The sequence below is a fragment of the Peribacillus sp. YIM B13477 genome (genome assembly GCF_042787955.1).
GTDB classification, from domain to species: domain Bacteria; phylum Bacillota; class Bacilli; order Bacillales; family DSM-1321; genus Peribacillus; species Peribacillus frigoritolerans.
Window position 1 is genome coordinate 611,138 of the sequence record NZ_JBHZPD010000002.1, and the last position, 20,347, is coordinate 631,484.

The following is a 20,347-nucleotide window of genomic DNA, read 5'->3' on the forward strand; positions in this document are numbered from 1 at the left end:
TTGATAAGGGAGTTTTTGAAAATGAGCAGAATATACAAATTAACCGTTTTTGAACCGTCAGGGGAAAAACTATTGGATGAATCATTTACAGCCGAGAATGATGAACAAGCAAAAGAATTGGGGCAAAATCTATTGAAGGAAAAAAACTATCAAGATCAAACACATCGCTGTACATCGCCTTCAGGCGCTTTATTGCTTTTTCATCGCTGATTGAAAATGGAAGCGCAATCACTAAAAATATGATCAAGTTTTCCATACTTTCCTTATATAAAAAAAGGCCGTCACTGGAAAGTGACGGCCTTTCTTATTCATTTTCCAATGAAGTTCGGTTTCCTTTTTTCCACGAACGCTTTTATTCCCTCTTGGTGATCCGCTGTTTGGCGCATTTTCATCTGAGCAGCTTTTTCAATCTCAAGCATCTTAATTAATAGCGGGCGATTTTTTTCACTAAGGATCTTTTTCGTTTTAATCATGGCCTGCACCGGACTTTGCAGCCAAGATTGCACTTTTTTCTCTACCGCATGTTCCAAGGTTCCGTCTGCCACTTCATGAATGAGGCCCTTTTCTTTTGCTTCAAGCGCTGTAAGCACTTTACCTTCCCAGATCAATTCTTTCGCACCCACTTCACCAAGACGGCGTTCAAGGAAGAAGTGTCCGCCGCCATCAGGGATCAATCCAATCCCGATGAAATTCATCGCAACCTTACTTTCCGAATCGGCAATAAGATGATCCGTTGCAAGAGCTATACTCAACCCTAGCCCTGCAGCTGCACCATGAATGGCACTGATGGTCAATTTAGGCATGAAGTATAGGGTGGTCACCAATTCACTGATTCCATCCATCAGCTCATCGAAAGCGTTTTCTTTTCCAGGCGAGAGCATCATCTTAATGTCACCACCAGCGGAAAACGCTTTCCCATTCCCTTTTAAAATGACGACGTCCACTTCATCATTCTCGCTCACTTCCTTCAGGGCATTAATGAAATCATGCAGCATTTTCGGATTTAGAGAATTCATTGCCTCTGGACGGTTCATTGCAACAGTGGCCGTCCTGTCCGAATATGTGACTAAAACCGTGCCTGCAGGTGATGTCGATTCAATACTCAATTTATTTCCTCCTCTTTCGTTCTATGAATCTATTATATATTCATCAACCATTATGAGAATAGGGTGAAAAGTTATAATTAAGCAAATATTCCATTATTTATTGATATATTTATCCTGAAGCTGATCACGCAATGCCCTTTTCAAAAACTTCCCAACGCCGGTTTTTGGGATTTCATCCAAAAAGACCACTTCATCCGGCAGCCACCATTTTGCAAACTGCGGTTTTAAAAATTCGATGATGTCTTCCTGGGACACTTGTCCCTTGTATGCCTCCTTCAAGACAACACAGGCGATCGGCCGTTCCTGCCACTTTTCGTGAGGCACTGCAATTACCGCCGCCTCAAAGATTCCTTCATGGGCCATTAAGGCATTCTCTATATCAACGGAAGATATCCATTCACCGCCGCTTTTAATCAAATCTTTAGTCCGGTCAACGATTTTCACGAATCCTTCTCCATCAATCGTGACTACATCTCCTGTATAAAGCCAGCCATCTTTAAACGTATCCCCTGACCGCTCATCCTTAAAATACTCATTGGCAATCCAAGGACCCCTAATCAGCAATTCTCCCATTTCTTTTCCATCAGGCTTCACTTCGCCATCCTTACCGATCACTTTAATTTCTATCATAGGCGAGACAAGGCCCTGCTTGGCCTTCAACTCATAAAGTTCTTCTTCAGGGAGGTCTTCCTGATAACTTTTGGGTTTCGATATAAATACGAGCGGGCTTGTTTCAGTCATTCCATATGCATGCAGGAATGGTATCCCATACTTTTGTTCAAAGGTTTTAATCATGCTTTTCGGAGCAGCCGACCCTCCGCATAAAACGGCACGAATACTGCTCGTATCATGGCTGCCTTCTTCCAGCTCCTTCAATAAGCCCAGCCATATCGTCGGAACCCCTGCTGCGATAGTAACCTTCTCCGTCTCTATAAGCTCCGCCAAAATCTTTGGGGTGAAATAGGGTCCTGGCAAAACCATCTTCGTTCCAAACCAAACACTGGCAAAAGGCAAGCCCCAGGCATTCACGTGAAACATCGGCACGACAGGAAGGGCCACATCACGCTCACTTATTGCTGTAGAATCGGCAAGCCCCAGTGCAATCGCATGCAGTAAAATTCCGCGATGCGAATAAACCACACCTTTGGGGTTCCCGGTCGTGGCGGACGTATAACATATGCCGGCAGGTGCATTTTCATCCAAGGTTTGGATGAATGGCTGTTTCGGATTTCCTTCGGCTAATAATTTTTCATAATGATAAATAGGTGAAAGGGTCGTTTCAGGCAGCTCATCTTTATCCGACATAATGATATACCCTTCCACTGTCGTTAACTCATCTTTAATTGCTTCCAAAAGGGGGATGACATCCGGATCTATCAATAATAATCGATCCTCCGCACTATTGACGATATAAGAAACATGTTGAGGGGACAAACGCATATTGATTGTATGTAAGACAGCACCATGACAAGGAATCGCAAAATAAGCTTCTAAATGCCGATGATGGTTCCAGGCAAGCGTTCCAATACGGTCACCTGTTTGAATACCGAATTTTTCAAGATTACTGGTCAGCCTTCTTGTACGCTCAGCAATCTCAGCATATGTAAATGTGTGAATGCCACCATCCGTACGCGAAACTACCTCTTTCTTCGGAAAATATTTTTCAGCTCTCTCAATGATTTGAGTCATGATCAATGGAGTATCCATCATTACAATCTCCCCCTTATATTAAAAGCATGCTCATTATATATTCGACCAGAAAAAAAATAATCCTTTTTCCCTAGGTACCTTTTATGATTATTTTGAATCTGGCTATATTTTGATGATATTTTCAAATCAGTTTGACGGCAAAAAGCGGATTCAGAAAGGGAGCGGATTTCTGAAATCAACTGAAAGGTAATTCAAGAAAAAACGTAGGCCGGACTCATCCCGAAAAATTTCAGATTAGGTTATTCTTCATGTTTTTTTCTTTAATCCTTAATGGATGGAAGAAATTTGCGACACTCCTGCCGAATTACTGGCTGGCCGAGACCCCAAAGGCGCTTGCGTCAAGGAGGCTTGGCAGACAGTCAGCGGAAAGGGAGCGGATTTCTGAAATCAAGCAGAAACATTTATTAAGAGCGGAATCTGAAAAGTTTTTTTAAACCATCTAATTCAAGTGGTGCAGTTCCATGACAATTTTTTATGTTTCTTTCTAGAAAAAAGAGGAAATAGTAAAGATACAATTATATTTAGAGGGAGCTCATTTATGGTAAATAAAATAAACGAAGAACTAGAAGCTTATTGTGCGAGTGAATATTCAAAGCTATCACGGGTAATTGTTTGTGAACCTCATTATATGGAGATCAGGGAGATCATTAACGAAACACAAAAAGAGTTCCAAGAAGAAAATATCGATCAAGCACTCGCCTTGGAGCAGCACGCACAATTTACAAAGGCTCTAGAACATGAAGGGATTGAAGTCATAAAACTTCCGCCTCAATTTACATATCCGGAACAAGTCTTTACGAGAGATATCGGTTTCACTCTTGGCGAAACCGTTTACGTAGCTGAGTTGGCAACAGGTATCAGGCAGGGTGAAGAACAAATATTGAAATCCTGGCTCGAAACGAATGGTATTTCATATTTCAACCTCCTAAAAAATCATATTGAGGGCGGGGATGTCCTTATTGACGGAAAAACCATCTATATTGGAATCAGTGAAAGAACGGATGAAACATCCGTCAAGCATCTTCAATCCTTATTACCGGAATACGAGGTCATTGCGGTTCCTTTCATTGAAACATTCCTTCATTTAGACTGTGTTTTCAATATCATATCACCGACAGAGGCGCTTATTTTTCCAGAGTCCTTTACAAAAAAAGAGATGGATTTATTAGCTTCACGTTATGACATGATTGAAGTGACGAAAGAAGAACAATTCACTTTAGGTACCAACGTTCTTTCGATTGGGAATAAAAAATTATTCAGTCTACCCTGTAATAAACAGGTAAATAGTCAGCTTCGTGAACGCGGATATGAAGTCATTGAAGTTGATATAAGCGAAATCATCAAGTCCGGTGGCTCTTTCCGTTGTTGCACCATGCCACTATTGAGGACAACAAAAAAGAAGACTGATTCAGCCTGAGCAGAATGAAAGAAACCGGACTTGTATGGAAGTCCGGTTTCTTTCACCTTATTGTTGTCAAACATTAATTTTCAATGGAATTTGCGACCACCCCTTAGGCTGGCTGCATTATATAACTCTGATGATAGTCGGGCACATGAGAGTTCAAAAAATGCTTGTCTGGAAGTTTTTGAAAGTAAGGATCTCCTCTATACATCAATTAAGCAGTCTTAATATAATTTCAGAATCCTTTCTATTTAACTGTACATACTGGCTATGTTCATCCTTTGTCAATTCTACAATATTTTCATCAGTATTTACCCAAGCATAATATACGGAAATTCCACCTTCGTTTTTCTCATCATTAAAATAAAAGATGAAGTCCGCCTTAGGATGATCCTTCTCCAGCGCGAATTCTTCCCAATCGGCATTCTTTATTATTTCTTTGGTTTTTTCTGTTTTCCCCAATTCTATCTTTTCTTTATATGCTTCGAATTTGTAGTGTTTACCTTCATATTTTTGAACGGAAATATGTTCTTGCTTTGTTGTGCAACCTGAAGCCAACGTTATTGATATTAAGCAAAGTCCTACCAGGGGCGCTTTCCTTTTCATTACATGTCATCTCCTCATACCCAAATGGATTAATTATCCAATAACTATCATTATACTAGTCCTCGCAAAAGAGTAATAGGATTGTTTGTCTATTTAGTAACAGTAAAAAACCCTCAAGTTTATAACTTGAAGGTTTTTTAACCTTTATCCCTTGGGCATATGTCTTGCATTCAACCAAACCATACAGAAAATAGTTCCTCGTTGATGCCGAGATTGTACATATAATAGATTCCGAAAAGCGTGCTTATCACACCTGTCAATCGGATGAGTGAGTGATTGACTTTTTTGGAGGAAGAGCTTGTGACAAAGGTGATGCTTAAAATCGTAGTGAACAGAAGCATGCCCATACAAGTACCTACACCAAATATGATAATGTAGATTGCCCCCTGCCACGCTGCATCTATCGTACTTAAAGTAAGAAGGACCATTGCAGCACTGCCTGCAAGTCCGTGGACAATTCCCACTAACATCGATTTCAGATATGTAGCCCGGCCTGTATGGTCATGCCGCTTCGTTTGCTTCCAAGAAAAAATCGTCGTGATACCTAAATATACCAGCATGATTCCCACAAGAAATTCCAATGACATTGCCCAAGCTTCCGGAATTTCGTTTTTCAAAAGGATTAGGATGACACCGAACACCAAAAGAGTAAGTGTATGACCGATTCCCCAAAATACGCCTGCAAGTGAAGATTTCCATATTTTCTTGCTTTGGCTCGCAATCGTAGAAACGGCAATGATATGATCGGGTTCCAGAGCATGCTTAATGCCTAATACAAATCCAATCGCTAAAACAAGCAATAAACTCATTTCCATAATACACCGCCTTCCCTTTACTAATATTTACGATAAAAAATCGGATCCTCCCGAAGGATCCTCCTTCGGAAGAGATCCTCACAAACTGAAAATACCTTTTCTATATGTTGAGTTTGATTTGCCAATACCCGCAGCATCAGACCACGTATTGGCAGCCGGGAAAAACCTATTCTAACTTTACTTCCTAACGGGGAAAGCATTTCATCGAGTTCGGTAATGAATGCCCCATCCACCTCATGATATATCAATAATAGCGAGCCAAAATGACTATATCCTTCCAATAATAGTACAGAGTCTATCTCGTCTGAAGGATTCAGAAACAAGTGGTCCATTAACAGCCTTTTACCATCTAAAAACACGTTCGTTTTGGAGCGGATCCAATCATATGTGAATGCCCCCCTACTCTCTGACCATCCTGGTGTAAATATATCAGTCATCAACAATCCCGCTCCGCTTTCCATATGTATCGTCGTATCCTGAATATATCGAGCAGATTCATAGGCAATTACGGGGTCCTGCACATAGGTAAGGAAACTTTCCTTTTTTAGTACTAACTCGGTTTTCTGCACTGCCGGCTCATCCATCGTCTTGTATATCTTTGTCGCAGACTGCGTCGTCAATGTTATTGTTGCCCCTTCTTCCAAACAAAAAAGCTGATGGTACTTGTCACCACCTACATAGCCTCCTCCAACATGAATGAGAAAATAGGTAGGTGAAAGTTCATCAAAAAACACAGGACGGGACAATTTGAATGCCCCGTCATAATAAGTATCACTCACTATCGTTCGAGCATTTTTCAGTTCCGCATTTAAGCGAATGCTGCCTGTCCAACTCACTGCTCAAGACCCACTAGAAACGCCTCTGACTTTATCCAGTTCACGACATCAGTCAAACCCTTTTCTTCTTTTAAGTTAGTAAAAAAGAAAGGTTTATCCCCTCGGGTCGTTAATGTATCCCTCTCCATCACTTCCAGGCTTGCTCCTACATACGGGGCCAAGTCCGTTTTATTAATGATGAATAAATCCGATTTAATCATACCCTGGCCACCTTTCCGGGGGATTTTCTCCCCTTGTGCGACATCAATGATATAGATTGAAAAGTCAACGAGTTCAGGGCTGAAGCTCGCCGCTAAATTATCACCGCCGCTCTCCACAAAAATCAAATCCAGTTCCGGATGGAGTTCCATCAACTCATCAATGGCTGCAAAATTCATCGAGGCGTCCTCACGTATCGCTGTATGTGGACAGCCGCCAGTTTCCACACCAATGATACGATTTTCAGGAAGTACGCCATTTTTCATTAAAAACAGCGCATCTTCTTTGGTATATATATCATTCGTTACAACTGCCATGCTGAAGTCATTTTCCATTACCCGTGTCAACTTCTCGACAAGCATTGTTTTTCCGGCACCAACCGGGCCGCCTACTCCTATTTTGACTACTTGTTTCATCTATTATCGATTTACCTCTTTAAGGCAAACCTTTCACCTCTTTTCTGGTTAACTCATAAATAGTCTTACATGTAAATTCTCATGCCTCATTTGGGCGATTTCCAATCCCGGGAGTGTCCGTCCGAGTTCATCCTCCGGAAGTCCTTTAATGAATGCAACGGCTGTCTGGATGACCTCATGTGACCATAGTAACAAGGATTGTCCAGCTGTCTGACCCAAAGGGATTCCTCTTACTGCATTTTGGATAAGCGAGGACACAGCTGCATACAAACAGGCATGAATGGCCATTTCTACGGTAAGGTTCAGTTTGGTACAAACAAGCGCAAATACAATGGCCGGATGTCCATAGCATTGTTTTCCTTGGATTTTCTTCAAGTATGCCAATAACTCTTCGGATGGATATAAGTTCGAGCATAGTTTAGCCATCTGCTGTCCAATTCTTTTCGAGGCTTCCCTGGATTCCCGGGCGGAACATGCGGCATAAAGCAACTCATCCAGATCCCATATTTTTTCAACCCTTTGACTACTTACGAATTCATATGCAAGCCGGCACCCCAGTCCATCTGTATAGGTTAAAGATTTAGAAATGTATACCTTCAAAAACGCCTTTAAAGAAGTTGCATCATGTACCTTCCCTTCTTGAATGTAAGTCTCCATCCCGAATGAATGGGAGAACGAACCAGAAGGAAAATTGGAATCACAAAGCTGGATCAACGGAAACAAACGTTCAATCATGTGAATGTCCGATATGACGGAATGCCTGCTTCACCTTCCTCTTTTCACGACGAAACGGTATATCAAGTTCCATTAAAAGCTCTTCCACCAGGTAATCATATTGAACAAGCATTTCATCCCCATCAAACTGGGCGGGTAAGTGGCGATTTCCCAATTGATGCGCAATATCGCCCATCTGCCCTAGAGTTGTAGGCAAGATCGTCAAAATATCGTCATCTATCGTATGGATCACGATCATATTATTCTCATCCATATAAAGGATGTCGCCATCCATCAAATCCTTGTTTTCTTTAAGGCGTATCCCAATTTCATTTCCATGATCCGTTTTAACCCTTAGTATCCGTTTTCTTAATGCATCGCTTTCCAGATAAATCTTTTCCATATGTTTTGCTTTTTTTTCAATAAACTCTATATTTCCCAATACTTCTTCAACTATCATGTCATCACCTCAGAATAAAAAGTATCGTTGCGCCATCGGCAGGATTTCCGCTGGCTCACACGTAATTAAATCACCGTCCACCGTCACTTCATATGTTTGCGGATCAACTTCTATGACGGGGGTCTCCCCGTTTAACTTCATATCTTTTTTTGTAAGATTGCGAATATTCGAGACAGTCTTCACTATTTTTTTCAAACCCAGGTCATCATGAATTCCCGCTTCATATGACGCTTTTGATAGGAACGTAATCGACGTACTCTCAACGGCCTTTCCAAAACTTGCAAACATCGGGCGGTATAACACCGGCTGAGGAGTTGGAATAGAAGCATTCGGATCGCCCATCATACTGTGCGCGATCATGCCTCCTTTTAGAATCATGTCCGGTTTAACCCCGAAAAAGGCAGGATCCCATAGCACCAAGTCAGCGAATTTCCCTTCTTCCACAGATCCGACGACATCAGAAATCCCATGTGTAATTGCAGGATTTATCGTATATTTGGCAATATAACGCTTAACGCGAAAATTGTCTCCTTCCCCTGTATCCTCCAGCATTTTGCCACGCTGCTTTTTCATCTTATCGGCCGTCTGCCATGTTCGCAGAATAACTTCTCCTACCCGCCCCATCGCTTGGGAATCGGAGCTGATCATGCTAAAGACGCCCAGGTCATGAAGAATGTCTTCAGCTGCAATGGTCTCTTTTCTTATTCGGGAATCAGCAAAAGCGATATCTTCCGGAACGGATGGATCCAAATGATGGCATACCATCAGCATATCCAAATGCTCTTCCAACGTATTGATGGTGTATGGACGGGTAGGGTTCGTCGAGGACGGGAGAATATTCGGATAACTAGCCGCCTTGATGATATCAGGGGCATGCCCCCCGCCCGCTCCTTCAGTATGATATGTATGAATGACACGGCCGTCGATCGCTCTGATTGTATCCTCGACGAAACCACCTTCATTAAGCGTGTCGGAATGAATCGCCACTTGAACATCGTATTCGTCAGCCACCATTAAACTAGTATCGATGGCTGCAGCCGTCGTACCCCAATCTTCATGTAACTTCAGCCCGATGGCACCAGCCTCTATTTGCTCAGCAAGCGGTTCTTTGGCAGAGGAATTGCCTTTACCCAAAAAACCGAGATTCATGGGGAAATGATCTGCTGCTTCGAGCATTTTATGTATATTCCAAGCTCCCGGAGTACACGTCGTGGCGTTCGTTCCCGTTGCAGGTCCGGTTCCCCCACCGATCATTGTCGTGATTCCGCTTGACAGTGCAGTCTCTATTTGCTGCGGGGCAATGAAATGGATGTGGGCATCAATACCACCAGCTGTAACGATCTTTCCTTCAGCTGCAATTATTTCAGTAGCTGCTCCTATCACCATTGTCACCCCATCCATCAATAGGGGATTTCCCGCTTTTCCTATAGCTGCAATATTTCCATCCTTCACGCCAACGTCCGCTTTATAAATGCCTGTATAATCGATGATGATCGCGTTGGTGAAAACTAGATCCATCACCTCATCTCTTGAAGCGGTTGGATGTTGCCCCATACCATCACGGATCACTTTACCACCGCCAAATTTCACTTCATCCCCATACTTTGTAAAATCCTTTTCCACTTCTATGAAAAGCTCGGTATCTGCCAATCTAATTAAATCCCCTGTTGTCGGACCAAACATGTCGGCATATTGCTTACGTGACATTTCATGACTCATATTTTCACTCCTTATCAAGCGGACCATTCGTTTTATTACTTAATCCATAAACTTCCCTCTTGCCGCTGAATGGGACCAGTTCGATTTCCTTCGCATCGCCCGGCTCAAAACGGACAGCTGTACCAGCAGGAATGTTAAGCCTTTTCCCAAAAGCATTCTCACGAATGAACTCCAGTCCAAGATTCACTTCATAAAAGTGAAAGTGTGAGCCAATCTGTATCGGACGGTCTCCCCTGTTGATGACCGTTATGACCGTTGAGATCTTTCCCTCGTTACATACGACCGGTTCTTTTTTCAAGATATATTCACCTGGTATCATGGCCTCCTCCTCCTTACTGAATCGGATTATGAACAGTCACAAGCTTTGTACCGTCCGGAAACGTTGCCTCAACTTGAATATCATGAATAATCTCAGGAATTCCATCCATAACATCTTCACTTGAAAGAATAGTCCTGCCAAATTGCATCAGTTCCGATACTGATTTCCCATCCCTGGCCCCTTCGACTATTTCATAGGTAATTAAGGCAATGGATTCCGGATAGTTCAATTTCAAGCCGCGATCTTTTCTCCTTCTTGCCAAATCTGCCGCCACTACAACCATTAACTTTTCCTGTTCCCTTGCTGTTAAACGCATACCCTCTCTCCTTTTGCCAAACTATGCCGTTAAAATACCTACCCCTTTAGTTCGGCTGCAACTCTTTCAATGCGCCGTTTCAATCAATTACCATTATCCGACCCAACATTCCGTACCTTAACTTTACATATTAATGTAAGCTTACCTAACATTACTTTAATTATAATAAACTATCTGACAATTACAACCCTTAAAATGAAATAAATTGTAAATTGATAATATTGAAATATCCTTGCTATAATTTTCATGAGTAGCGGTAAGTAATACAAGATTGAAAGGGGAATGTAAGAATGAATTATGTTAAAAATCAACTGACAGCCATGCGCAGCAATCTTTTAAAAGAAATTGAGGGAATCAATCCAGAGTTCATGGATGTACAGCCTGAAGGTTTTAATAATACAATCCATTGGCACATTGGACATGTACTTTCTGCAGCGGAAAAATTTTTATTGAACTCCAGCAGCAATTTGCCAGAGAATTACGGGCAGCTATTCGGATATGGTTCAAAACCTGTCGACTGGACCGGAGATGTACCTACCGTTGAAGTATTAAAGCAACAGTTGCATGAACAACTTGATCGACTTCTTGAAATTCCGGAAGAACGATTGACCGAAAAAACAGCACAACCTTTCAACGGAATGGAAACAGTGGGAGAATTCATTAATTTTGTAGTCTTGCACGAAACCAATCATATAGGACAAATTCACGCAATGAAACTATTCATACAATCCAGAAACTGAGATTAACAAACTGTCGCTTTGTTTTTATTGAAATGGGAGTGGCAGTTCTTTTATTTAGGACGAAAAATTACAGTTTTGGTGCGTTTGCACGTCGTTTGGAGCATATGCTCGTGAGTTTTTAGCTTTTACTCATAAAATTCTAGCGTTACTCGGTAATTCGGAGCGTTTACTCGTGAGTTTTAAGCTTTTACTCGTGAGTTTGCAGCAAACACTTGTGAATAAAATTAAAAAAGGCCCCCGCTTTTTATAGCGTGGGCTTTCGTCTGTTCACCCGTAAAGCTGAGTAAACGCCTCTCAAGTCATCTGGTCCTGGTTATCCATATAATCACTGTATGCTTTTTCAGCTGAGGCTTCCGAAGTGAACAAAGCATCATCATCCTCGATCGTATGAAATGTATCGTTCAGGAACAAGGCAACTGCATTGGGATCTTTGGGGTGCGGAACAATTTCCGCTGCCCTGATATTCGAAACTGTAGGGACATGGGGATTATTATAAATCACAAACACCTCGTCACCGACCTGTACTTCTTTTGCATTGATTACACCCATTGAATTCTTCCTTTCCATTACTGATTTTCCTTTAGTTTATGGAAAGAAACTTATAATTATTTATGAAAGATGACAGACCTCGCAAGCGGCGTTATCTGAATGGGGCCCCTTCAACAGAAGGAGCCCCGCCATTCACTTAAGCATATTCATTTTTTGTAAAAATTCGATTGGATGCTGTTTCCGGAAAAACTCCCTAAGCATATAGGCAACACCATCTTGATCATTGGAGCGCGTCACCCATTTTGCCACTTTCCGTACTTCCTCATCCGCATTGCCCATGGCAACTCCCAGACCAGAACCGGCAATCATATCCATATCATCCAATCCATCGCCAATCGAGACGATCTCCGTTCTTTTCACCTTTAAATGGTCCGCTAAATACAATACACCACTCCATTTAGATACACCCTTCGGAACGATTGTCAGTTTATGTCCTGGGTGTAAGACTGCATCCACCTCAGGGAACATTTCCTTTATCAATTTCAACATATCATTTCGAGCATTTTTTTCTGGAAATATAATGTCCATCTTCGTCGGGGCCATCGGCTGATCAATAAGCTCCTCACTGATATCATCCACATAATTTTGAGCATAAATATTTTGGTCATTCAAATACATAACCGATTTACCAAGCAAATTCTCCGGGAGGTTCACCCGATTGCCCAGCGAGTATTTTTCATGAATGAGCAATATTTGGCACGTGGTCTTTTCAAGCATTTGCACGAGCTCTGCAGTCAGTTCTTCTGATATTCTTTTTACCATTATCGGCTTTTCCATGGAAGCTCCGACAAAGGCTCCTTGCTGAGCAACGATCATCGGATTTATTTTTAGGGCTTTGGCCACTTTTTTTGCTGAGTGATAGTTTCTTGACGTCACAAGTGCAACATGGACGCCTTTTTGGTGAACATAATCTATTGCTTCTTTAGTCGATTTATTTAAACGCCCATTCGACTGGAGCAATGTCCCGTCGATATTGACCGCAAGTAGTCGATATACCATGCTGATCTCTCCCATCTGTTGTATCCTCTTTCAAAATTTATGACTAAAATTTCGAGAATAGAACAAATAGTGGTTCACGACCCTTGCACTTGTGCTTTCAGGGAACAAAAAACCCCCAACCATTATAGAAGGGAGTCTCCAACTGCTTATTGCTGTTGTTCAGGCAAGCCATATAAATCTTCAAGCGGCTTCATGATAATTTTATTTAGGTCTGCGATGACCATGCTCATCCGTTGTTCAGCTTCCATCAATTGTGAAATGGTTGGGTTTTGTTGGACAAGCTGTACCGTCTTTTGTGCTTGCTCAACCTCTTCCGGTGCAATCTCCTGTCCCATCATTTGCTTTTGCTGCAATGACATTTGCAGATTACGGAAGTTTTCAAACATTCCTTTTGTTGCTTCATCAGAATTCACCAGATCATATAAGCGTTGCAAATCGGCATATTCATTACTTGCCCTAATCGCCTTTTCCATTTCATACGCTGCATCATATACGTTACTCATTTATTTCCCCTCCCGGTAATCATTGTATTCCTACACCTTTTCCACTATAACAAATCCGATTGAGAATTACACGTCATCCTATTAAAACAGTTACGAAACCTTGAAATAAACCGATGATTCCACCAAGCAATGCCCCAAGGTATGTGATCATCGATAATTCCTTCTTAGTGATGGAAACGACCATTTCCTCAAGTCGGGACACCGAAAAGGACGAAACCTGTTCTTCCACGATATCGTCCAAATGCAGTTTTTGGAATAGCGGCTGGAAATGATTGATTACGTACTCGGCACCTTTTTCCACAAAAATCGGAACGCCCTTTTCCACAATGGTGTCCGAGAAATCGGCAGTCAATTCTCGAACCGGCTTATTCAGGATCGAAGCGACAGGCAGCATTACAGCCGTTTTTTCGGTAATCCATTGTTTTATCGTTTCTCTCCCGATCATTCCCTCGATTTTCTCTATATCCCATTTCTCGAGATTTTTCCACTCTTTCACCAATATCACTGACAATATATCAATCGTTCGCGATTGTTCAAAAAATTTAATGATTTCCGGCTGAATCTTATCAATTAACTTTTCGTTTCCAATGAACATCTGAAATAAATTGATCAGCTTGCCCCGTTCCTTGAAAAAATCATCCAACATGTCTTCAAGACGGCGTTTGCCTTCCGCACTGTCAAAATATTCTTTTCCCTTTTTCACGATGAAACGTGACAAATCAGGAATCGAGTCGAGGGCTTTTTGCTGAAGGTGCGGAGGGACGATATCTTTCAAGCTCTTGCTCATGTTCTCTTCCGACCATATTTCATATTTACCAAGAATGAATGTTTGTAATCGCTGTTCTAGCGTAAATGAAGAATTCTTCATTCCCAATTGATCAAGTAATTGAGCAGTACTTTTTTGTGTGGACAATGCTTTCTTTACTTCTGCCTGGACGAAAATTTTCATATTCTGTATAGAGGCATCATTAATGACTTTACTTTGAATGCTCTCTGGTGTGATTAAATGATCGACCACCAATTTGCCTAATTGTTTAGCTAACTCATCCTGCCGCTTCGGAATCAACCCTGGTGTCAACGGCAGCTGCTTCCCAAAAATATGGATTGGCTTATACGGTCTGAATAGCATTCTGATAGCCAATAAATTAGTGAAGCCACCTATTACTGCACCAACGACGACCATAAACAGTATCTTTAGCCAAAACTCACCCATGAAATTTCTCCTTTTATTGCTTGAAATAAAGGCTTTATGACACCTTCTAATTAAAAAATCATAGAATGTGTTATCCACATTTGCCCATCATTTAATTATTAAAGGATATCAAACTTAGTGCAAACGGGGAATTATTATGAATCTTAACCATCAGAAAGTTTACATTACGGTAAATCCCGCAGAGACTAGAAAGAAGGCGCTATTGTTTATCGAAGAAAAATTATTTGAGGAATGGGACCTTCAATTTGGAGAACCCGTATCGATAATGGCTGGATGCCGTTCCGTCCCGGTACTTGTCCAGCCATTCCCGTCATCCCAGCCTACATTGAAACTTTCATATGATATGAACCAAATTTTATCCTTGCCCGTTTTTTCCGATCCAATCTCCGTCTCATACCATGCGGATGAAAGATCAATTAAAATAGGCCCATTCTTCGCTTCACTCATGAACCAGACTCCCTTGCAAGACGGGTCATTCGGCGAGATGGAAAAATTTTATCAGGAAATGAAATCATATTGTAATCAGCAAGGCATTCCCTTCTATTTAGTTAAACTGCAGTCTCTTCAAGATGGGGTTGTGGAAGGCTACCTGCCAGGGCAAGGTGGCTGGAAAGCCTTGCCCCTCCCCATCCCTGATGTATTTTATAACCGGATACATTCGCGCAAACTTGAGCAATCGCCTTCTTTCAAGATGTTTAAAACTGAACTGGAGGAACGGTCGATTCCGATGTTCAACGGAAGGTTCCTCTCCAAACATGATGTACACGAACTACTGATCTTAGAGGATGAGCTATTGCCAAATTTACCAGAGACGATACTGTTCAACGAAAAGGAAACTTTCTTGACATTTATAGAAAAGCATTCGGTAATCTACTTTAAACCCACATCAGGCAGCCAAGGCAGGAATATTTGCAGATTAACGCAAGTAGCTGGAAATTGGAAAATCGAGCAATCCGGACATCTCCAGAATGTACATTTTGCTGATACGGATGAAAAGTTGTTTGAAACCTTAAAAAATTTTTCCAGAAAACGATCCTTCATTCTTCAAAAAGGGATTTCCCTATTCGAAACCGATCAGAGAAAGGTTGATTTCCGCATACTGCTTCACCGGAACGAACAGCTTGAATGGAAAGTTACATCAATGGTTGCCCGGATTGGGGACCCTGGTACTATTGTTTCCAATCTTGCACAAGGCGGATTGATGAAAAATGGGCCCGATTTTCTAAAAGAAGCATTTGAACTTCAGGACGCCAGCCGCATATATCAAAAGCTCGTACGGCTGGCTAAAACCACTGCACAGGCTTTAGTCGAAAATCTTGACGATTCATTCGGTGAGCTAGGGATCGATTTAGCACTGGATACCGATACCCATCCATGGATCATCGAAGTGAATTCAAAACCTTCGAAAAAATTTCAAGGCAACTATGAAACCTTTCGTCCATCAGTAAAATCAATCATAGATTTCATGCTTGCCCTTAACCGCGAAAACCATCCATAAAAGGAGTTGCTAGCACGTGTTAATAGGATTAATGGCCGCGTCGGATACTCATGAAAACAACTACTTCACCGAAATAGCCAAAACCGCTCAATCATTTAATATGAAAGTTTGCAAATTCTCACCGGAAAATATTGATATGGATCTGAAAAAAGTGAGGGGCGAGCGTTTTGATGCCGAGAACGAAACTTGGATCGCGACATCTTTTGATTTACCTAATTTTGTATATGATCGCTGTTTTCACGGTTTAGTCCGTGAGTCAACGGAAACGCGACACAAAATCGAGTGGTTAAAAGATAACTCGAATTTCTTAGGACTGGGCCTTCCTGGTAAGTGGGAAGTGTACCAAATCCTAAAAAACCATCCACACCTACAGGCATTTTTTCCAGAAACCGTACAAGTGACGACACCTGAAGATATTATAGGACATTTGGAACGCCTGGATAAAATCATCATCAAACCTGAATTCGGTGCAGGTGGTACAGGAATCTATCTCCTTTCAAAAACCGAAGACGGGACTTTGGTTTCCATGACGAAAAAGGGCACCAAATATGACCGCTCATTCTCCTCCAAATCTCAGCTTAACAAATGGCTGCAGCATTTATTAAATCGATACCGTTATCTTTGCCAGCCATATTTAGAACTTTGCACCCAAAATAATGAGCCATTCGATTTACGGATTTTACTTCAAAAAAACGAGAAGAATCAATGGATGGAACGGGGCCGCGGAATTCGTACGGGACAAAAAGACGGAATTACTTCAAATCTTGCCACAGGCGGGGAAGCCATTTCATTGGATAACTTCAACAAAAGAAACCCGGAAACGATTTCGATTGCTGTCGAACAAAAGATTCATCATATCCTTCGCACCCTGCCCGTTGAAACCGAAGCTGTCTTTGAAAGATTATTCGAGTTGGGAATTGATCTAGGCATCGATAAAAAAGGCCAAATATGGATAATGGACATTAACTCGAAGCCTGGTAGGAAAATCATTCAGGCACTACAGCCGGAGACCATGAAAGATATTCATCGAGCACCGTTTCAGTATAGCCAGTATTTAGCCGAACAGCTTCAGAAAGCAGGTGAATAGGAAGTGAGAAAGACTTATCCTGCCGAAATTGCCGCTATCCCTGGCAATGTTCTCTACTACCCTTCAGAGCTTGGAGATTTGGCAGAGATTGAATTAATTTATTTCGGACGGCATTCATGTCCTGCCATCGTCAAACAAAACCCGGCCGTCAATCAAAAAATCGTGCTATCGAAAAGTCTTGCGGAATCTCTACTATTCGATCATACCGATATTCCCCTTCATTTATTCATATACGGCAAGAGCATCCATATCGGACCGCTTGTCGGAATCTTTTCCTCAGGCTTCACGGGCATTTCGAACAAACCTTTAGGGGAGAGATCTGAATTTTTCGCAAAGCTCCTTTCGCTTAGCAAGACCACAGGCTGTATTCCCTTTGTTTTTGGAGAGAATGTAATCAATTGGGATGAGGAGACAATCAAAGGCTATGTATTTGATAAAGATGACTGGAACATTTATGAATTTCCTTTTCCTAATGTCATCTATGACCGGCTACCAAATCGGTTGACGGAAAACCGTGATGGACCTAAAGAAGTGAAGCAGAAATTCCAAAAAATATATACCATACCATGGTATAACCCCGGATTTTTCAATAAATGGGATGTAAATGAAAGGTTATGCGCAGATGAGCGGGCACTGCCTTATTTGCCGGAAACGTATCCATTTCAATCCATATCCGTGGTGGAAACCCTTCTTTCCCATTACCGGCAAGTTTATATAAAGCCCATTCACGGCAGCCTCGGTCTAGGGATTCACCAAATTCTTTATGATAAGCATGAGAATGTTTACTATTGCCGCTATACAAACGAAGCAAAAGAAAATAAACTGCAACGGTTTTCGACATTGGAATCCATCGTTAAACACATTTTTCACGACCGCCCGCTCGAGAATCTGATCGTGCAGCAGGGCATCCCATTAATTCGATCTGAAAAACGTCCAGTGGATTTCCGGGTCCATACGAACAAGGACAGTAATGGAAAATGGCAGGTGACCGCGATTGCCGCAAAAATCGCCGGCGCCGGCAGCGTCACGACCCATATTAAAAGCGGGGGTGTCATCAAAACGGTTGCCGAACTGTTTGGAGATGACGATGTGGCGACAGAAGTCGAAGGAAAGCTATCGGAAGCCGCACTGATTTTAAGTGACAGTATAGAAAAGAACTTGGACGGCATCATCGCAGAAATAGGATTTGATTTTGGATTGGATAAAAAAGGGCAGGTTTGGATGTTTGAAGCCAATTCCAAGCCTGGACGTTCCATCTTCTCCCATCCAAAACTCAAGGATTTCGAATTGCTGACCAGAAAGCTAAGCCTTGATTATGCCATTTATCTTACGGAACAGACGATTACAAAATCAATCAGAGTGCCGCAATGAACATTTATTATGATATCCCCACTGAAAATTGGCACCACACTCATGAGAATGCGGAACTTTTCGCCGGCTCTGCCGAAGAAGAAATCAGCTATAAAAAGAACCATTCGAATCAACCGCTAATTCCAATCACAATATTTCCGGGTAACCGGATGCTTACCATCGGAATTTTAACTGTTTCCAATCCCAAAAAGGAATCAGGTTTGGGTGGAAACCTGACCCTTTTTCGGGACTTATCATTATATTTATTGCAACATGGAATATTGGCGTATGTATTCACAGGAAATGCCCTTCATTCCGAGTCGATGAAAGGGTATCTTTTTTCCTCCATTTCAAACAAGTGGATTGAATGTAAGGTGCCCTTCCCTGACATCGTCTATAACCGTATCCCCTGGAGGAGCTATGAGGCGTCAGAGGAATTCCAACATCTTATCACACATTTTAAAGATTACCGAATGACTCTATTCAACCCCTGTTTTATAGATAAATATGTGATGTTCGAGGCATTAACTGAAGATGGATCCCTCACCAACCACCTTCCGCCCACCATGGTCTTACGAAACAGCGGTTGCCTTGATTCTTTCCTGGAGACATACAGGCATATATACCTTAAGCCATGCAAAGGAAGCCAAGGGAAGGGCATTTATACCATTATCAAAAATGATGATGATACCCTATTGTTCAATAGCTTAAAGCATAGTGAGTCCTTCCCTGATTTTGCTTCCTTCTGGGATACAAAAAAAAGGGATTTATTAAAAAGGAGCTATCTTGCTCAACAGGCGATCATACCAAAAAAACTCTTTGGACATCGTTATGATTACCGGATTCTCGTCCATTATGAAAAAGGTTTTTATAAAGTGACCGGCAAAGCGGTAAGGATGTCGCAAACTCAGGAAATCACCACCCACACTCCCCGAGGCGGAAAGCTTTTTCCTTATCAGGACATTAAATCAAAAAACCTGGATCTAAAATTAGCGAATATTGCCCAAAAATGCGGAGAGATACTTTCAAAAAAGATCGGGTTTCTCGGAGAGTTTTCCATTGATATAGGGGAAGACGAATCGGGCTCGCTTTTCATATACGAAGTGAACTCAAAGCCGATGCAATTCGATGAAGAAGAAATTGAAACAAACAGGCTTTTGCATTTAAAAAATCTTTTCATTGAATTAACTTTTCCCAACCTGAAAAGAAAATAACACCTCCAGCTGCCGTTTTCCATTATAATCGAATGAGAAACAGTATATATGGAGGTAATACATATGATCACTCATTTTCAATGGGAACCATTGCATAAGAATCTGCCAGGATGGAAAATTTCCTTTTATTTCAACAAGCAGGCAGTCAAAGCCTTGTATCATAAAGATGGATCCATCGAGTGGACAGCCAATCCGCCTTCCGAAACAGATGAAACTAAACTCAAAAGCATGATACATGATCTAATGATCTTCCATGTATATGAATGAAACCCCTTTACATTCATGAAATCGCTTAACAGAATAAAAAAAACTCCTTTGCCTAAACTAAAGAAAAGGCTAGGAGGGATTTCTTTTGGATAAAGAAAAAATGACATTTTTGAAGGATACCGAATATGATGGCAAGGACTCCGTTTACCTGGATATCGACCGTATCATCAATGAAGGAATGGCGGGCGGAAATGTGTATGAAGTCGCTAACCTTCAGAACATCGAAGAAGCACATGATTTTTATGATGAAACAGATCCCAATGTCAATAAATGAATAATGTGGGCTCTCTTATGGAGAGCTCTCTTTCAT

25 protein-coding genes are annotated in these 20,347 nt (G+C 41.6%); 10 read left to right on the top strand and 15 right to left on the bottom strand.

Annotation, left to right across the window (positions count from 1 at the left end; all coding sequences use genetic code 11):
- The first annotated feature begins 21 nt into the window (after positions 1–21).
- Positions 22–210, top strand: a complete 189-nt coding sequence (locus ACFX4H_RS09685) for a YhzD family protein (RefSeq protein WP_048677954.1) — start codon at positions 22–24, stop codon at positions 208–210.
- 98 nt (positions 211–308) lie between these two features.
- Here the strand turns inward: ACFX4H_RS09685 and ACFX4H_RS09690 are convergent, their stop codons facing one another.
- Together ACFX4H_RS09690 and ACFX4H_RS09695 are read right to left on the bottom strand one after the other, a co-directional pair.
- On the bottom strand, positions 309–1,106 hold the full coding sequence (locus ACFX4H_RS09690; protein WP_034314728.1) for an enoyl-CoA hydratase: 798 nt from the start codon (positions 1,104–1,106) through the stop codon (positions 309–311).
- Between the two features lie 93 nt (positions 1,107–1,199).
- Positions 1,200–2,816, bottom strand: coding sequence for a long-chain fatty acid--CoA ligase (locus ACFX4H_RS09695; protein ID WP_377435069.1), 1,617 nt, complete (start codon positions 2,814–2,816; stop codon positions 1,200–1,202).
- A 248-nt stretch (positions 2,817–3,064) separates the two neighbouring features.
- Here ACFX4H_RS09695 and ACFX4H_RS09700 point away from each other — a divergent pair, with 248 nt between their 5' ends.
- Both ACFX4H_RS09700 and ACFX4H_RS09705 read left to right on the top strand, forming a co-directional pair.
- On the top strand, positions 3,065–3,250 hold the full coding sequence (locus tag ACFX4H_RS09700; protein ID WP_377435070.1) for a hypothetical protein: 186 nt from the start codon (positions 3,065–3,067) through the stop codon (positions 3,248–3,250).
- A gap of 104 nt (positions 3,251–3,354) precedes the next feature.
- Positions 3,355–4,233: a dimethylarginine dimethylaminohydrolase family protein gene (locus tag ACFX4H_RS09705; RefSeq protein ID WP_249597002.1), complete on the top strand. Its 879-nt coding sequence runs from the start codon at positions 3,355–3,357 to the stop codon at positions 4,231–4,233.
- A 195-nt stretch (positions 4,234–4,428) separates the two neighbouring features.
- On the opposite strand, the gene ACFX4H_RS09710 is transcribed toward ACFX4H_RS09705, so the two are convergent.
- From ACFX4H_RS09710 to ACFX4H_RS09750, 9 genes are all read right to left on the bottom strand, one after another.
- Positions 4,429–4,824: a hypothetical protein gene (locus ACFX4H_RS09710; RefSeq protein ID WP_241636810.1), complete on the bottom strand. Its 396-nt coding sequence runs from the start codon at positions 4,822–4,824 to the stop codon at positions 4,429–4,431.
- A gap of 170 nt (positions 4,825–4,994) precedes the next feature.
- Positions 4,995–5,639 (bottom strand): HoxN/HupN/NixA family nickel/cobalt transporter, encoded by a 645-nt coding sequence (locus ACFX4H_RS09715; protein WP_249597001.1) that lies wholly within the window; start codon positions 5,637–5,639, stop codon positions 4,995–4,997.
- A gap of 20 nt (positions 5,640–5,659) precedes the next feature.
- Positions 5,660–6,475: an urease accessory protein UreD gene (locus tag ACFX4H_RS09720; RefSeq protein ID WP_241636812.1), complete on the bottom strand. Its 816-nt coding sequence runs from the start codon at positions 6,473–6,475 to the stop codon at positions 5,660–5,662.
- Entirely contained in the window at positions 6,472–7,089 is a 618-nt protein-coding gene (gene ureG, locus ACFX4H_RS09725) for an urease accessory protein UreG (RefSeq protein ID WP_377435072.1), read from the bottom strand. Before ureG ends, ACFX4H_RS09720 begins: the two co-directional genes overlap by 4 nt.
- Positions 7,090–7,137: 48 nt before the next feature.
- A complete protein-coding gene (locus tag ACFX4H_RS09730; protein ID WP_176526321.1) occupies positions 7,138–7,824 on the bottom strand; it encodes an urease accessory protein UreF in 687 nt (228 codons plus the stop codon).
- Positions 7,817–8,263, bottom strand: coding sequence for an urease accessory protein UreE (ureE, locus tag ACFX4H_RS09735; protein WP_098185191.1), 447 nt, complete (start codon positions 8,261–8,263; stop codon positions 7,817–7,819). Before ureE ends, ACFX4H_RS09730 begins: the two co-directional genes overlap by 8 nt.
- Positions 8,264–8,272: 9 nt before the next feature.
- Positions 8,273–9,982, bottom strand: a complete 1,710-nt coding sequence (gene ureC / locus ACFX4H_RS09740; RefSeq protein ID WP_137017056.1) for an urease subunit alpha — start codon at positions 9,980–9,982, stop codon at positions 8,273–8,275.
- Between the two features lie 4 nt (positions 9,983–9,986).
- Complete coding sequence (locus tag ACFX4H_RS09745; RefSeq protein WP_063577125.1) at positions 9,987–10,301, bottom strand: urease subunit beta; 315 nt, start codon at positions 10,299–10,301, stop codon at positions 9,987–9,989.
- 13 nt (positions 10,302–10,314) lie between these two features.
- Positions 10,315–10,617, bottom strand: a complete 303-nt coding sequence (locus ACFX4H_RS09750) for an urease subunit gamma (RefSeq protein WP_048687392.1) — start codon at positions 10,615–10,617, stop codon at positions 10,315–10,317.
- A 290-nt stretch (positions 10,618–10,907) separates the two neighbouring features.
- On the opposite strand from ACFX4H_RS09750, the gene ACFX4H_RS09755 reads away from it, so the two are divergent.
- The gene (locus ACFX4H_RS09755; protein ID WP_377435075.1) at positions 10,908–11,357 is read left to right on the top strand and encodes a DinB family protein; all 450 of its coding nucleotides are present in this window, start codon (positions 10,908–10,910) and stop codon (positions 11,355–11,357) included.
- 294 nt (positions 11,358–11,651) lie between these two features.
- Here the strand turns inward: ACFX4H_RS09755 and ACFX4H_RS09760 are convergent, their stop codons facing one another.
- The 4 genes from ACFX4H_RS09760 to ACFX4H_RS09775 all read right to left on the bottom strand — a co-directional run bounded on the left by ACFX4H_RS09760 (position 11,652) and on the right by ACFX4H_RS09775 (position 14,621).
- Positions 11,652–11,924, bottom strand: a complete 273-nt coding sequence (locus ACFX4H_RS09760) for a transcriptional regulator SplA domain-containing protein (RefSeq protein ID WP_222620128.1) — start codon at positions 11,922–11,924, stop codon at positions 11,652–11,654.
- 114 nt (positions 11,925–12,038) lie between these two features.
- Positions 12,039–12,905 carry a Cof-type HAD-IIB family hydrolase gene (locus ACFX4H_RS09765; protein ID WP_034315523.1) on the bottom strand — a complete coding sequence of 289 codons (867 nt, stop codon included), beginning with the start codon at positions 12,903–12,905 and terminating at the stop codon, positions 12,039–12,041.
- Between the two features lie 146 nt (positions 12,906–13,051).
- Positions 13,052–13,408 carry a YlbF/YmcA family competence regulator gene (locus tag ACFX4H_RS09770; protein ID WP_034314741.1) on the bottom strand — a complete coding sequence of 119 codons (357 nt, stop codon included), beginning with the start codon at positions 13,406–13,408 and terminating at the stop codon, positions 13,052–13,054.
- Positions 13,409–13,481: 73 nt separating this feature from the next.
- The gene (locus ACFX4H_RS09775) at positions 13,482–14,621 is read right to left on the bottom strand and encodes a DUF445 domain-containing protein (RefSeq protein ID WP_377435077.1); all 1,140 of its coding nucleotides are present in this window, start codon (positions 14,619–14,621) and stop codon (positions 13,482–13,484) included.
- Between the two features lie 136 nt (positions 14,622–14,757).
- Here ACFX4H_RS09775 and ACFX4H_RS09780 point away from each other — a divergent pair, with 136 nt between their 5' ends.
- From ACFX4H_RS09780 to ACFX4H_RS09805, 6 genes are all read left to right on the top strand, one after another.
- Positions 14,758–16,119, top strand: a complete 1,362-nt coding sequence (locus tag ACFX4H_RS09780) for a YheC/YheD family endospore coat-associated protein (protein ID WP_377435079.1) — start codon at positions 14,758–14,760, stop codon at positions 16,117–16,119.
- 16 nt (positions 16,120–16,135) lie between these two features.
- On the top strand, positions 16,136–17,206 hold the full coding sequence (locus ACFX4H_RS09785) for a YheC/YheD family endospore coat-associated protein (protein WP_063591879.1): 1,071 nt from the start codon (positions 16,136–16,138) through the stop codon (positions 17,204–17,206).
- Between the two features lie 3 nt (positions 17,207–17,209).
- Positions 17,210–18,577 carry a YheC/YheD family endospore coat-associated protein gene (locus ACFX4H_RS09790; RefSeq protein ID WP_063591880.1) on the top strand — a complete coding sequence of 456 codons (1,368 nt, stop codon included), beginning with the start codon at positions 17,210–17,212 and terminating at the stop codon, positions 18,575–18,577.
- Positions 18,574–19,770: a YheC/YheD family endospore coat-associated protein gene (locus ACFX4H_RS09795; RefSeq protein WP_241636821.1), complete on the top strand. Its 1,197-nt coding sequence runs from the start codon at positions 18,574–18,576 to the stop codon at positions 19,768–19,770. Before ACFX4H_RS09790 ends, ACFX4H_RS09795 begins: the two co-directional genes overlap by 4 nt.
- Before the next feature lie 63 nt (positions 19,771–19,833).
- Complete coding sequence (locus tag ACFX4H_RS09800; protein WP_034314751.1) at positions 19,834–20,037, top strand: YheE family protein; 204 nt, start codon at positions 19,834–19,836, stop codon at positions 20,035–20,037.
- A gap of 85 nt (positions 20,038–20,122) precedes the next feature.
- Positions 20,123–20,311, top strand: a complete 189-nt coding sequence (locus tag ACFX4H_RS09805) for a hypothetical protein (RefSeq protein WP_034314753.1) — start codon at positions 20,123–20,125, stop codon at positions 20,309–20,311.
- The last annotated feature ends 36 nt before the right edge of the window (positions 20,312–20,347 follow it).